Origin of the sequence: Aquimarina litoralis, from assembly GCF_019295435.1 — a bacterium.
Taxonomy (GTDB): domain Bacteria; phylum Bacteroidota; class Bacteroidia; order Flavobacteriales; family Flavobacteriaceae; genus Aquimarina; species Aquimarina litoralis_A.
Genome location: NZ_WEKL01000108.1, coordinates 23,599 through 38,123, shown reverse-complemented (window position 1 = coordinate 38,123; position 14,525 = coordinate 23,599). Strand labels below are relative to the sequence as shown.

At 32.4% G+C, this 14,525-nt stretch carries 12 protein-coding genes; 4 read left to right on the top strand and 8 right to left on the bottom strand.

The window, feature by feature from the left end; genetic code table 11:
* Positions 1-5: 5 nt before the first annotated feature.
* The 4 genes from GBO31_RS24215 to GBO31_RS24200 form a co-directional block, all read right to left on the bottom strand.
* Positions 6-284: a hypothetical protein gene (locus GBO31_RS24215; protein ID WP_219011214.1), complete on the bottom strand. Its 279-nt coding sequence runs from the start codon at positions 282-284 to the stop codon at positions 6-8.
* A gap of 101 nt (positions 285-385) precedes the next feature.
* A complete protein-coding gene (locus GBO31_RS24210) occupies positions 386-733 on the bottom strand; it encodes a DUF983 domain-containing protein (protein ID WP_219011213.1) in 348 nt (115 codons plus the stop codon).
* A gap of 10 nt (positions 734-743) precedes the next feature.
* Complete coding sequence (locus GBO31_RS24205) at positions 744-1,619, bottom strand: SDR family oxidoreductase (RefSeq protein WP_246615982.1); 876 nt, start codon at positions 1,617-1,619, stop codon at positions 744-746.
* A 134-nt stretch (positions 1,620-1,753) separates the two neighbouring features.
* Positions 1,754-3,547 carry a helix-turn-helix domain-containing protein gene (locus GBO31_RS24200; protein WP_219011212.1) on the bottom strand — a complete coding sequence of 598 codons (1,794 nt, stop codon included), beginning with the start codon at positions 3,545-3,547 and terminating at the stop codon, positions 1,754-1,756.
* 649 nt (positions 3,548-4,196) lie between these two features.
* On the opposite strand from GBO31_RS24200, the gene GBO31_RS24195 reads away from it, so the two are divergent.
* Both GBO31_RS24195 and GBO31_RS24190 read left to right on the top strand, forming a co-directional pair.
* Positions 4,197-5,426 (top strand): S8 family serine peptidase, encoded by a 1,230-nt coding sequence (locus GBO31_RS24195; protein ID WP_219011211.1) that lies wholly within the window; start codon positions 4,197-4,199, stop codon positions 5,424-5,426.
* A 470-nt stretch (positions 5,427-5,896) separates the two neighbouring features.
* Positions 5,897-7,114, top strand: coding sequence for a S8 family serine peptidase (locus GBO31_RS24190; protein WP_219011210.1), 1,218 nt, complete (start codon positions 5,897-5,899; stop codon positions 7,112-7,114).
* A gap of 119 nt (positions 7,115-7,233) precedes the next feature.
* On the opposite strand, the gene GBO31_RS24185 is transcribed toward GBO31_RS24190, so the two are convergent.
* The 4 genes from GBO31_RS24185 to GBO31_RS24170 form a co-directional block, all read right to left on the bottom strand.
* Entirely contained in the window at positions 7,234-10,731 is a 3,498-nt protein-coding gene (locus GBO31_RS24185) for a polyprenyl synthetase family protein (RefSeq protein WP_219011209.1), read from the bottom strand.
* On the bottom strand, positions 10,662-10,943 hold the full coding sequence (locus GBO31_RS24180) for an FAD-dependent oxidoreductase (protein ID WP_219011208.1): 282 nt from the start codon (positions 10,941-10,943) through the stop codon (positions 10,662-10,664). The genes GBO31_RS24185 and GBO31_RS24180 overlap by 70 nt, the downstream gene beginning before the upstream one ends.
* Before the next feature lie 501 nt (positions 10,944-11,444).
* Entirely contained in the window at positions 11,445-12,143 is a 699-nt protein-coding gene (locus GBO31_RS24175; protein WP_219011207.1) for a LytR/AlgR family response regulator transcription factor, read from the bottom strand.
* Entirely contained in the window at positions 12,140-12,937 is a 798-nt protein-coding gene (locus tag GBO31_RS24170; RefSeq protein ID WP_219011206.1) for a sensor histidine kinase, read from the bottom strand. The genes GBO31_RS24175 and GBO31_RS24170 overlap by 4 nt, the downstream gene beginning before the upstream one ends.
* 206 nt (positions 12,938-13,143) lie before the next feature.
* On the opposite strand from GBO31_RS24170, the gene GBO31_RS24165 reads away from it, so the two are divergent.
* Positions 13,144-14,055 carry a M28 family metallopeptidase gene (locus GBO31_RS24165; protein WP_219011205.1) on the top strand — a complete coding sequence of 304 codons (912 nt, stop codon included), beginning with the start codon at positions 13,144-13,146 and terminating at the stop codon, positions 14,053-14,055.
* On the top strand, positions 14,052-14,456 hold the full coding sequence (locus tag GBO31_RS24160; protein WP_219011204.1) for a hypothetical protein: 405 nt from the start codon (positions 14,052-14,054) through the stop codon (positions 14,454-14,456). The genes GBO31_RS24165 and GBO31_RS24160 overlap by 4 nt, the downstream gene beginning before the upstream one ends.
* Positions 14,457-14,525 lie beyond the last annotated feature (69 nt).

The window sequence follows — 14,525 nt, the reverse complement described above, 5'->3', positions numbered from 1 at the left end:
GTGTGTTATAAATATATTGCTGATAGTGGTTGTACGTTTCCAATATGAGCATGTTGTTCGTTTTTTATGTATTGGATTTCTCGGTCAAAGAGTTTATTTCGTATCAGAAATCGCATTACTTTTTCCTTTGTAGAATAATTACAATTTAACCGCAAGACTTTGTCGCAATCTTCAATATCGAAGTTCCAACTGCCATTCCCAACAATAGCATTTAAGTGAGGGGTTATTGCTAGAAGTTGTATTTCTTGTACATAAGTCGCTAATAGATAAAAGTTTGTTTTCATAATTGATTGATTTTTGTTGATAAATGAACCTATATCGATGGTTTAAAATAAAGATGATTAAACCGGTAGCAGTTCTAAGAGAAAACCTGAACTTTTTTATTTCAAATTCCTTTCAACAAGTATATCCAGATTATTCTAGCTATTCGTACATTGAATGAGGAAAAAGCTAAAATGGTAATAATGATCCATGGTAGTATTCTTAAATCGAAGGTACTTTCAAAAAAGAAAGTTCCAATAATAAATACTGCTATCGCTTCAGCAATTCCCAAGGCATAGCTTACATACATAGCTCCGAAAAAAAAGCCAGGTTCTTTCTCAAATACATATCCACAATGATCACATTCTTTATTCATTTTAGGCTTTTTAAAATTGAAATAAATATTCTTTTCCTTGTATACATGTCCCTTACCACAGTTAGGACATTTATTAGTTATTATTTTTTGTATCATGACTTTGATTTTAATTCCTTTTTACTTGTGAGAAATAGAAGTCTTTTAGTTTATGATTTCCATATCTCATAGCTACATTATCATCTGCCATTAATGTTAAGAAGAACTCAATTGGTCCATATGTCTTTACAGAGGTAAATTTGCGTATTGCCCAAAGTGTAAATCGTCTTACCCAATCAGGTAAATGCATCACATTAACTGCTTTGTCTTGCGCATCAAAGGCGAGTTTGACAATTTCGTTTTGAGTGAGTACATCTGGTCCTCCCACTGAAAACTCATTGACAGGATCATCAATCATATCTAAAATAAGTTGAGCCAAATCAGCACCATGAATAGGATTCATCAATTGTTCTCCATTTCCAAAAAGGAACACACGTCCTTTATCCGCCATTTCAAGAAATTCCTTCATATCAGAGAAAAACCCATTGGGCCTTATCACAGTGTATTCAAGTCCTGACTTTTTTAATTCATCCACAAAGGCCTCTTTAGCTTCAAAAATCTTTAAGTCTCTGTGTTTATCTCCATTTATGGCAGACACATATATGAATTTCCTTACTCCAGCTCTTTTAGCTTCTCTTAAAAGATTCATATTTGCTTGATAATCCACATCCATATAGGTAAATCCGTCTTTTTGGCGAGTGATACCTATAGTGGAAATCACAGTATCAATCCCTTCACAACTCCTTTCGAGTGTTTTAGGTTCTGTGACCATAGCCTCCATAATTTCTATCTTTTCAGACTGATATTTTTCTAATCTTTCTTTCTTCCGTGTAAGTAATCTTGCGGGTAGTTTCCGGTCTATTATGGCCTGTGCTATATAACTCCCTAAATAACCTGTAGCTCCTGCAAGAAAAATAAGCTTGTTATTAGTTTTTCGTAACATCATAATTAATTTTATGGTACAAAGATGATTTGAAATAGGAAAGCAATCGTTCTGAAATGAAAATCAGAACCTATAGAATGAGAATCAGAACTTTTAAAACCTGATATTAAAAAATGATAAATACCTTAAAAGCTTAGTTATATATTATTTTTTAACCATTGCTTAGGTGTTATACCTGCTACTTTTTTAAAGTAGGTATTAAAAACGGTTTTAGAGTTAAAACCACTTTCGTAAGCTAATCCTAATAAAGTTAAATGACTGTTTTCGGGCAGTAATGCTATCTTTTGAAAATATTCCAAACGCCTACTATTGACCAGTTCTGTGAAGTTGGTTTGAAGATAATCATTGATAAATTTCGACAAGCGATTGGGATGAATAGCTAATTCCTCCGATAAAGAACGAAGTGATAAATCTGAACGCTGAAAGGCTTTCTGTGTAACTAAAACTTTTTCCAATGCATTTTTTAATTCATTAGATTCTTTCTTAGTAAAAGATCGGATATTATTTGTTTTTGATATCTCAATAGAGAAATTTCTTGTTTGTATTCCTTCAAAGACCAAATTCTGTAATTCTTTGAAAACTTTTGTGTTTCTTAAAGGCAATAGAAATGGGTCAAATTGAAAATTAATAATTTGTCCGATGCGTTCTTCAACCATTTTCTCCAAACGCATAAGCGCTATATCTGTTTCTTGACAATAAACTAAATAGTAGAAATCCCAATAAACCATCAAATTCAAATTTTCTAAGACTAGAGTTTCATCATATTGTGGAATTTCTTCATGATGAACTGCTTTGTAAATAGCTTCAATCATATCCACAAAATTATTATTAAGGAATGATTTAGCGTACGTAAGCATTGCATCTCTTTCCCTTAAAAATAAAAGACAAGCTACTTTTAAATGTCGACTTAGAGAAAAACTATTATCAAGCTTTAGAGAATTTTCAAAACTTTTTAAGGCAGTTTGATAATCCCCTTTTAGATAATGAATATTTCCTTTCGTATAATAGTGATTAGGTGATAGAGGATTTATTTTTAAAATCTGTTCCGTTTGTTCTAAAGCCTTATCAAAAAAACCTGTTGCAGTATATAATTCTGCAAGAGCTTCCATGCCTTCAGAAAAATATGGATTTATCTTAAAGCAGTTTTGAAGATCCTGATATCCCTCCTCAAATTTCCAATTACCCCAAAAATGTATAGTTGCTTTTGCGAAATATCCAGTATAGGAATTTGGATTCATTTTCAGACCCTTTTCTAGATATTGATTAGCTTTTTTAAGACCATCTTCCCTGTCTATATGTCCCCAACTTGCATTGATTGCATAACACCAACCAATAGCTATAATCGGATCAGCATAAGACGCATCAAAATTAGCTGCCTCTTTATAAAAGCTAATTGCTTTCTCTAGATTGGACAGATTCCAGGTCAATTGAAAATACCTTCCTTTGAGATAAAGTTGATACGCAGTTAAATTCTGTGTTTGAACACTAGATAAAGTTTCGTCGATTTCAATATGCCCAAAATTTTCACGGATTTTGTCAGCTATTAAAAGACTAATTTCATCCTGAAGATCAAAAACATCACCGAGTTCTCTATCGAATTTTTCAGACCAAAGTAAAAAACCTGTATCTGTTCGTGTGAGTTGCGCAGAAATTCGTATTCTTTCTTTCGCAATTCGAATACTACCTTCTACAGCATTTGTGACACCAAGTTGATTCCCAATTATCCGAATATCCGTTGGCTTGTTTTTAAACATAAATGATGAGGTGCGAGCTGTTACTTTCAGTCCATCAATCTTCGTAAGTGCGTTAATAATTTCTTCAGTAATTCCATCAGAGAAATATTCGTATGAAGTATCTCCACTTAGATTCTTAAACGGTAAAACGACAATAGATTTGTCTATGGATAATATATTAGAACTTGAGAGATTCAAACGTAAAAACAGCTATGTAAAGTTAAGAAAGTGTTACAAAGAATTTCAAAACTTTTAATCAAAACCACTTCTACTTCTGTCTGATTGAAATCATTTAAGAATGAAAAGTCAAATAATCGATGAGTTTTTTTATACTTATCCCATAGGATTTTTCACAACATTAAGCAACTAACCTTTCATTAAAAGATAAAAATTCCCCAAATAAGATGTTTGCAATTATGCAACAAAGTCAAACAATTGTTAAATTTTAAAGAAGTTTTAGCTGCTAGACATCATCAAAAAATTCCTAAGATGTTATTGACCTTATGAATCAAATGTTAAAATTTAACAATTATAAAACAGGTTTTATGTTAATATTATGCTAATTAACATAATATTTGTTTAAAGCATTTTGTTGTGATTTTTTACTAGTTTTTTTATGCGGTTGTTTTTTGTTTACCCCTTTATTTATCTTTAATGCAACCATTTTGCATTACACAAACATAAACGTATTTCTTACGTTTTAAATACCAGTAAATCCAACATCCCCTTTGCTTAATTACGTTTTTACCACATTTGAGTATTGGAATTAATCTATACATTTAGCCAACTAAATTTGAGATCTCAACTAAATTTTAACTATTTTATTTAACACAAACATTGAAAACCAATGAAAACTCAACTAAGGATTTTAACTACAATTACGGTTTTTTCATTTCTATTTTATAGTTGTGAAAATGACACCGATCAACTAACAGATTTAGAAACTGGCATTGAAATCGAAACACCAGGAAATGTAGGTGCTGATCAAGCAGTACCTGGAGAGTACATCATTACGTACAAAACCAATAATTCTTTGATTGGTAAATCGGCTAGAATGCAGGCTAAATCTCAGCAAACCTTAGCGAAACATTCGATTGCTAGCAGTAACTTAAAAGAAGTTTATGATTATGCTCTTCAAGGTTTTGCAGTTAAAAACTTAACTGAAAAGCATGTAGAATTACTTCTACAAGATCCTGAAATAGCATTTGTAGAACCAAACTATATCCACAAGCTGGATATTGTGATGGGTGAACCTGTAAGTACACTACCTGCAACCGTAAATGACAAAAGTACTGCAGATACTAAGGATTCTCAATTGCCAAATGGAGATTTTTTACCTTGGGGTATCGAGCGCGTAGGACGTCGTAACGGTAGTGGTAGAACTTGCTGGATTATCGATAGTGGTATTGCTCCTCATAGCGATCTAAATATAGATTCAGGTCGAAGCAGAAGCTTCGTTGGTGGATCTTGGGTAGATCAAAATGGACATGGTACGCACGTAGCAGGAACAGTTGCCGCAAGAAACAACGGATCAGGAGTTGTAGGTGTAGCTTATGGAGCTACGGTAATTTCTGTTAGAGTATTAAATGCTCAAGGAAGCGGACCTACTTCTGGTATTCTTGCTGGTGTAGACTATGTAGCTCGTAATGTAAGAAACGGAGATACATGGAACTACAGTGTAGGATTCCGTAATCGATTTACTTCTCAAGCAATTGATGATGCGTTTAGAAACTTAGAATCAAGAGCTATCGGAGCGATGGCTGCAGGAAACAGTAACGATAACACACAATTTTACTCACCTCAAAGATTACGTACAGGTAATTCTTGGTGTGTAGGTAATATGACTCGTTCTGGAGCTGCTGCTGGTACTTCAAACTTCGGAAGAAGTGTGGATCGTTGGGCTCCTGGCACTGCTGTATGGTCAACTTGGCTAAATGGTGGATTTAATAGAATTTCAGGTACTTCTATGGCATCACCACATGTTGCTGGAATATTACTTTTAAGAGGTAATAGAACAGGAACCAACGGATCTGTAAGAAAAGGAGGGTTTACTGCTCCTATTGCTACCGTTAATTAAAACTATTATCTGATTTATAAATCACAAAGAGGTTGAAGTATTTCAACCTCTTTTTTTATTCCAAAAAGAATTAAGAGTAATTATAACCTCTCATAATCAATACGGGTTGTTTTTAAAAATTTGACAACATCCATCAAACTGCGGTTATCAAAATTTTTCAAATCTTTATCACGGATTCCTATTGATAAAAACCAAATTAAAATAAGGTTTCTTCTAATTTCATAGAAAGATTCGCAACCATTTATAAAAATTTAAGAGAAAAAAATCAACATCTTCCCCAAATCGATCAATTTCTTATTGTTATTCATCTAGTTTTTTAAGCTTTTTATACAGCGGAATATTCCACTCATACAATAAAGCGAATTTTCTTTAGGGATTTTCTTTTCTTGGACGTTTATAATATAGATGGGCATCATAACTAACGATCCTATCATACTCTTAAATTAAACCTTAACACAAAACTCAAAATCATGAAGATTAGATTTAGAATTTTAAGCACAATTACCGTTTTTTCATTTCTATTTTATAGTTGTGAAAAAAATGAAGAAACCTTTACCGATGAAGCATCAGAGATGGACATTATAGAAGATATAGGTGCAGATCAAGCAATATCTGGTGAATATATTGTGGTTTTTAAAGCTGATGAATCTTTTTCTGGCAAAAGTGCCGAAATGAAAATTAGATCCAAGCGAATAACATCTAGATATGGAATATCAGGAAAGAATATAAAGAGCACATACTCTAAAGCAATTCAAGGTTTTACTGGCAGAAACTTATCTCAAGAACAAGTAGAATTACTTAGAAAAGATCCTGAAGTAGCTTATGTAGAACCTAACTATATTCTAAGAGCAGATTTTCAAAAAGGAAATCCTGTAAGCAGTCTTCCTGCTACAGTACAGAACAAAGCAGCTACTGAAAATTCTGTACTTCCTAACGGAGAATTTCTACCTTGGGGTATAAATCGAGTAGGAAGAGGTAATGGTGCAGGTAGAACATGCTGGGTACTAGACAGTGGTATTGCTCCTCACAGTGATTTAAATATAGACACCAATCAAAGTAGAAGCTTTGTTGGAGGGTCTTGGGAAGATGAGGATGGACATGGAACTCATGTAGCAGGAACTATTGCAGCTAGAAACAACGGATCAGGAGTTATTGGTGTAGCATATGGCGCAACTGTGGTTTCTGTTAGAATTCTAGATGCTAATGGAAGTGGTACTGTTGATGGGATGATCCAAGGAGTGGATTATGTTGCTAACAATGCTAGTACTGGAGAAACCTGGAATTTCAGTGTAGGATTCCGAAATAGATTTACTTCTCGTGCAATAGATGATGCATTTAGAAATTTAGAAAGAACAACTTATGGGGCTATGGCTGCTGGAAATAGTGATGATGACACCCAATTTTACTCACCACAATTATTAAGAACAGGTAATTCTTGGTGTGTGGGTAATATGACTAATGTGGACGCTCCTGCATTTGATTCCAACTTCGGAAGAAGTGTGGATCGTTGGGCTCCTGGTACTGCAGTATGGTCAACTTGGTTAAATGGTGGATTTAATAGAATTTCAGGTACTTCTATGGCATCACCACACGTAGCCGGAATATTATTACTAAGAGGTAATAGCACCGCTACAGATGGTTCTGTAAGCAAAGGAGGATATTCTGCTCCTATCGCTACATTAAACTAAAAACAAATTCAGAAACTAAAAGAGGCTGTGATATCACAGCCTCTTTTAATATTTTGAGAAGAAAATATAATCATCATTCCAATACTTTACTTTTTCTCATAAACCTAATTATAAAAATATTAGGAACTAATAGTCATTTTTGCCAGCATATTATTCTGAAGTTTTCTAAAGACCTTATCTGAGCTCAATATATTTTTGTTCTCTTGTTGAAATTTATCCAAACACCACTTAAAATTACCCTCCAATGTAAAATTGGCTAAGGCAGTATCTTTACAACACATAGTAGCAATATCACGACCAATTGTATACACTTTCCTAAATGAAACTTCTACACTTAACTCTTCATCCAAACCTTCTATATTAGATCCTTTCATGTAAATAAACAACCATTTCTCCGCCATATCTATTTGTTCATGGGAAAATTGTTCTCTTAGCGCATTAATATAACCATCATACATCTCTTTAGGATTTTCAGGGCTTAATTGTGCCATATGCAAATAGATATTATACACTCCATCTTTAAGATCTTGAGGATACTCATCCAATTCAATTAATAATGACACATAATCTTCTAGATTATTATACACGCTACTATCTATAGATTTCTCGAGAATATTACCTGACAAAATTTGCATAATTCTAAAATTGGTTGATTTTAAATGATTCATGCTTTGCATAACACTCTGGTTTCCTATTTTCCCTTGATACCACTCATATTCCCTTTGGTAATAATTCAAAGCCTGATCATAGATTTTATTCATTTGGTCAGTATAAAAACCGCTAGATTGAATTAATTTCCAAATTTTAGATTTTTCTACATTTTCTTTAGTGATTGACGGCCCGTTGCTTTCAGAAGTTTCCTCATTTGCATTATCTACATGAAAAACCATGGTTTCTACAGTAAGTAATAATGGAAAACACTGCCAAAAACCTTCTTTACTCCATCCATTTCCTTTGTAATACACATGATAAGCACAAAAGATATTTCGTAAAGCTTTTTTAATTGACCCAAAAGGCAACTCATTAAAATCAAATGGATCTTTCGGTATTGATTTTGAATTCACCTTAAAATAATCATCTCCAAGATTTGGCAACGATAAATTAGGCACACCTTCAACTAATTTTTGTATCCATTTTCTAATAGGATCATTTTTTTTACCAAAATTACACTCTAACCATTTCAAATCTTCCTGAAGATCCCAGTATAATTCTTTGATTTTTTTCATAGTGTAATCCAGACTTCCTTTGTTCTTAAGAATTGCCAGAAGACGCAATTTGTCAGATTCTGTCTTTTGAGACTTTTCGAACACCTCCATAAATTTATTATAGGTTTCAGGATAATTTTGAACACAGTGTACAACAGGATATGAAAACTTTCCTTCATCAAAATCAGACGCCATACTTCCTTTTTTCTCAAAATATTCTTCGGAAACCAGATCCATATAATCATCTCGTATCTGAAACAACAAACCAATATTCTCTGAAAAACGCATCAAAACATCTTCTGTTTTTGATGCGTTTTTTTTAGGACTCAAATGCAACATACATAGCACAAAAACACGAAAAAAACTTCCTGTTTTATTTGCTATCATATTTAAATAGGATTCTTCATCAGGGCATTTTTGACTTTCTCTATAATACACATCATGACTTTGCCCTACATGCGCACGTGTAGCTTCTTCTAAGTAAGTCAACATACATGCTTCTCCCAAATTAATATAAGCAGATAATAAAATCTGGAAAAATGAAGTATATGCAGCTCCTAAAGTTTGATTCACTCCATATGCTATATGAGCACTGGTTTGCTTTCTTCTTACAGAAGTATCATCCATAATATCATCTATTAACAAACTACAATTATGAATACATTGTCCCGTTTCTAGCAAGTGTGCCATTTTATCTGTGGTTACACCCAACCAGGTATTCATCGCAAAAGCAAATTTTACTCGATGCCCATTCCCTTTTGATTCTGTTGTATATAATAAGGGTTTAAAAATAGGATCTTCAATATTCAAATACGTACTTAAATTTGATGGAAAAGACAATGGCATCTTATCCACCATTAGCATATTGACACCTGCCCAATTTTGTATCCTATCTGCCAGTCGATTTTTTAATTCTTGTGTCGGTTGTTTGTTCTTTGTGCTTTGTAAGAACAATGATAGTACGTCAAAATTTGGATACTTCGTATTAAAATCCCGTAATATCATCATTGAAGCATCATATATTTGGTCAAAAGTTTCCAACATAGATCCTTCAAATTGCATAAATGGCATTAGGTTATCTATCAATTTTTCTACTAATTGCCTATCGACTAAGTCAAACAAATGTGGCTGTCCTAGCGAAAACAACATTTCATCTATTTGTACAAATGGTTGTAAAACTTTGGCTATTTTTTCATGTTTTTTTCTATGAATTGGACAAAGATTTTTCGTAAGATTAAGATCTTCTAATAAGGCATTAACTGCTAATTTTCCACTTTCGTTTGCACCTTCCATGGTTGCCAAATAAGCCGATGTTTGTGTATAATCACCTGCCAAATACATATTAGGAATGGCTGTTTTATTACTAGGTCTATTGTGCCATGACTTTGCCTTATTAATAAATAAGGGAGTATCATTTGTAGCATTAGTATCTCCTGTGAGTGTAATTCCAGGATCAACTTCGCAATGAACCACCTCCATTTCTATAAAACTGGATCTAAATGTATCTGGAGCAAACATTACTAATTGTGCAATAACTTCTTCTATCAGTTCTTCTTTGGTACACTCTCTTGCCGTTTTGTTTGTCTTTATTCCTGGAGCATCCCAGTTAGCTATTATCAAAGATAATATAGATTCGTATGTTTCGCTTTTATAACGGTCTTCCCAAAAATCTGTTTGCAAAATACAAGATAAAGACCAAGGACTTGAGGCAAAACCCAGATGTCCTCGTGGCATTTTGATAGGGCATTTGAGATAAAATTGCAAACCCGTTTGCCACTCGGATTGAAGCTCCGTTATTCTTTTAAGTGTTTGATCTCTTTTCAGAAACGTTTTGGGCAATAAGGTTTCCAAATTATGATGCGGTATTGCAAATATATAAAGGTTTGCTTGGCAAAAGGTGGTTTGTTTTTCTCTACAAATCTCTAATCCTATAATTTCTTGTTCGTTATGATCTATTTTAGTAATTGTACTGTTTTTATATATATCCACACCAAGTTTAACCAAATACTTTTCCCAATGATCAAACCAGGTATCATTGGTAGGCCCATTCAAAATATCTAGACCAGGATTTGTTACCAAACGATTTAGAGTATAACTCATTCCGCGTACACTAGCTTCTGTAGAATGAACAGAAGCAGTCGCTTTTGCTACATTTTTTAAAAAATGTATAACTTCTTCCGACTCTCCTTGCAGGCTTTTTTCAATATAATCATCCCAGTTAAGATCACTTAACTCTTGTTCATGACGAGTTTTACTAGAACTCATTGCTTTTATCCAGGCTGCTGGTGGTCTTATCGGAATTGGTTCTGGTTTTACAAAGGAAAACACGTGATCATCAATTGTTAGTTCATCAACCGGTCGTAAATTTTCAAATACTGATTGTTTTTGGTCTGAAGTAGGAATCCTTTCCAACGTATGATGAAGGTTTTCATACCACTTAAAAAAAATCTAAATCCATGTTCTGCTGGATATGATGCTTCAGAGAGATAAAAACTTCTCGCTTTACCACCTAATTCCGAATTGTTATCGTAAAGAGTTACTTTAAAACCTCTTTCTGCCAGTTCATGAGCAGCAGTCATTCCTGCTATTCCTCCACCTACAACAACTATTTTTGTATCTTTCATAGGTTTAATTTTTTATTATTGATTCATAATTTGATTCTAAAATTGAGAGCGCGTGACATCTTCGTATACTCTCTATTAAAAGAAATATCGACTAATGTAAATGACAGGGAAATTGTTAACTGGGGATTGGTTTTTTGTTTTGCTTCAAACTCATGAGCCATTAAAATGAAGGCTTGCTAAAAACATATATTCATATAATGAAACCATTCATCTGAAACAGTTTTATTTTTTATGTAATTGGTAAAAGATTAAAGTTGATTACCACAAATGTATGCGAAAAGAAAACCGCTTAAAATACGTAGTAGTACGTAATATCTACGTACCCTTCTTACAACTACATTCTTACTAGAACCTTTCAAAGTTCTTTTTTACAGAACCGAAATCTTGAGGGAAATTGCACAAAAGTCATCAACTTTAAAAACCGAATAAACCCTCTATGTAATTTCATCGGTATTCATAAATAGTTTTCCAAAATTAAGCTTTTGTGCTTGATACACTACATTACTTCTTTTTAGACTTAAATAACTTGTTTACAGAACTCCTATATGTTTGTCCTACAGGAATCATATGATCGTTTATTTTAATTTGATTCCCTTCAATAATTTCAATCTTATCTTTTGAAACAATAAATGAATGATGCACTCTTAAAAAACTAGAAGGCAACTCCTCTTCGAAGGTAGAAATCTTATAAAGCGTAAGAATGGTTTGATTTTCCAAGAACACTTTACAGTAATTTCCAGCCGCTTCAATAAAAAGAATATTTTTTAAAGCTATCTGGAATTGTTTTTTACCTGATTTGACATACATCAAATCTGTATCATGATCATGAGTTTGATCAACATCTTTTGTTTTAGAAAAACTAATCTTATTAATTGCTTTTAAAAATCGTTCAAAAGAAAATGGTTTCAGCAAATAATCAACTACATCAAATTCATATCCTTCTAAAGCAAATTCTTTATGAGCAGAAGTAATAATAATTTTGGGAGGGTACGAAAGTGTCTTCAAAAATTCGAAACCACTTAATTCGGGCATATTCATATCTAAGAATAAAAGATCCACTTTCTTTTCTTGAAGTATTGTAAGTGCCTCAAAAGCATCATAAGCATTTCCTATCTTTTGTAGTATAGGTAACTTTTCGGCAAATCCTTCAATAATACGATGAGCAATCGGTTCATCATCCAAAATCATATATCTAATCATACTGTTATTTTAAGGATAGCTTTAAAAACATCATCATTACTATTCAATATCAGTTCATGTTTTCTATAATACAATAATTGAAGTCTTTTCCTCAAATTTTTTAACCCAATGCCTTCTTTATCCTTTGACTTTGATTTAAAATTATTTTCTATTTCAAAATGAACTTTATTTTTTCTAACACTCAAACTAATTTTAATGTATGCCTTAGAGATCATACTCTCCACGCCATGTTTTATAGCATTTTCTAATAGCATAATAAACAATAAAGGTGCTATTTTAATTTGATCATTATCTATAAATTTTTCAAATGAAATATGAACCTCTTTTTTATATCTAAGTTGATGAATCTCTATATATTGTTCCAAATGTTCTATTTCCTTTTTTAGCGTTACGGTTTGTTGTTCTCCTTCATAAATGGTGTATCTCATAATCTGGGACAGTTTCAATATTACCTCTGGAGTCTTATCAGATTTCTCGATAGCAAGACCGTAAAGGTTGTTTAACGTATTAAAGAAAAAATGAGGGTCAATTTTACTTTTCAGTAACATAAGCTCGGCTTCATTTTTATCATTTTTAAGTGTTTGATATTGTTTCCATAGGCTAAAAAGCCATTTTATCACCAAACAACCAACAAGGATTAAAAAAATAAACTGAAATAAGTAAAAATAATGGTCGTGAATCTCTAATCCTGATAGCTCTTCTAGCCTCTTGAATCTTATCATTCCAATTATAGAAACCAAAATTAAAGTTCCAATAATTATGGTATAAAAATATTTCCTAAAATATTTAGACATATTTCAAATGTATTCTTTTCAAGTACTCTTAACCAACCTAATGGATAGATACTATAAAATTAATGATAAACGCTATAAAATAATGTACAGATACTTATAGAAACTTAAAAACTTGGTATGTACAATTCATATCATTGTGGCCATCATATAATTTAGTTTACATCTATCGTGGATTTTACATTTGAGAAACACTTAAACAAATGTAAATGAAGAATTTATTTAAAAAAATTAGTACAGTTAGTCTTTTACTAACATCATTTTTGTGTTTTTCTCAACCTCAAGTGATATCCGATAACAACATTACATTGCTACAACAGGAGGTCTTAAAAAAATTAACAGGAAAGCTGCCCATTAAAAATGACATTTATATTAAACAAAGAGCGTCACCCGAAGAACGTGAAATTACAGCAAACTATCTATCTGAATATTTAGCCTCAATCGGCTGGCAACTTGAAAATCATTTTTATCGCACTTCCAATGGAAACCCTTTATTGGATTTATGCTTACAACCAATGAGCGGAATCAATGTTGCCGCTGTACTACCTGCTACCATAAAAAGCAACAAGTATATACTATTTGGAGGTCACTACGACTCTGAACGCGATTGTCCTGGAGCAATTGATAATGCTACCGGAGTAGCTTTAAGTTTAGCAGTTGCTTTTAAACTAACAAAATTGAAGGAAAGAAATATAAACTTTCTAATAGTACTATTCGATCAAGAAGAAGATGGAGAATTTGGTAGTATAGCCTATGCTAAAATGCTTAGAAAAACTAATAGAGAAATCCATTCGGTACACACCATAGATATGATGGGTTGGGATCAGAATCATAATTATGGAATTGAAATAGAGTTACCTTCCAAAGAGCTAAAAGAACTATATGAAAGTAACGCTAAAGAATATAACATTCCTATCTATAGCACCTCTGTGAGTTCATCTGATCATAAATCTTTCATTGATGAAGGATTTAATGCTGTGGGTATTTCCGAAGAATATGTTAAACGAGATACCACACCTTTTATTCATACTGCAAAGGATACTTATGAGACTATAAATTTTGAGTTTTTAGTATCCTCTACAAATTTCATTTTCAACATCTTTAAAAAACTAGCGCAATGATATTACGAAAAGAAGTAATTACTAATAATATATCAGAACTATTGTTTATCGGAAGCTTTATTCCCATTTTCATTCAAAGTATTGAGTATTTGTTTATAGGGTTGATCTATCCTTTTTTAATAATGACACTCTTGATATCACCTTTTATTTATATGTTTTTAAAAAGAAAAAACTATACTCAAAAGTTAATAAAGTATTGGTGTATTTTATTGACCTGTTATGGCCTGCTAAGAATCGCATTATTTGTGTTGGTTACTGTTATGCCTAGTGGTGTTCCATCTGGCGCTTTTTATCAGTTTACATTTTGGTATACTACAAAAAGTATCTGGTATGTTATTTTTGGAATATGTTTATTTACCAAAAGAAAACGAATAGTTAGGTCAATATTTCTAAAAGCCTAGCTAAACTGTTATGCAAAAAAATCAATAAATCATTAACTTACAGTAACATACGATTCAAAAACAATATTT

Bases quoted from the DNA above. Each gene is read 5' to 3' on its own strand.
- GBO31_RS24215 (WP_219011214.1), bottom strand. From the start codon at position 284: ATGAAAACAAACTTTTATCTATTAGCGACTTATGTACAAGAAATACAA.
- GBO31_RS24210 (WP_219011213.1), bottom strand. From the start codon at position 733: ATGATACAAAAAATAATAACTAATAAATGTCCTAACTGTGGTAAGGGA.
- GBO31_RS24205 (WP_246615982.1), bottom strand. From the start codon at position 1,619: ATGATGTTACGAAAAACTAATAACAAGCTTATTTTTCTTGCAGGAGCT.
- GBO31_RS24195 (WP_219011211.1), top strand. From the start codon at position 4,197: ATGAAAACTCAACTAAGGATTTTAACTACAATTACGGTTTTTTCATTT.
- GBO31_RS24190 (WP_219011210.1), top strand. From the start codon at position 5,897: ATGAAGATTAGATTTAGAATTTTAAGCACAATTACCGTTTTTTCATTT.
- GBO31_RS24180 (WP_219011208.1), bottom strand. From the start codon at position 10,943: ATGAAAGATACAAAAATAGTTGTTGTAGGTGGAGGAATAGCAGGAATG.
- GBO31_RS24175 (WP_219011207.1), bottom strand. From the start codon at position 12,143: ATGATTAGATATATGATTTTGGATGATGAACCGATTGCTCATCGTATT.
- GBO31_RS24170 (WP_219011206.1), bottom strand. From the start codon at position 12,937: ATGTCTAAATATTTTAGGAAATATTTTTATACCATAATTATTGGAACT.
- GBO31_RS24165 (WP_219011205.1), top strand. From the start codon at position 13,144: ATGAAGAATTTATTTAAAAAAATTAGTACAGTTAGTCTTTTACTAACA.
- GBO31_RS24160 (WP_219011204.1), top strand. From the start codon at position 14,052: ATGATATTACGAAAAGAAGTAATTACTAATAATATATCAGAACTATTG.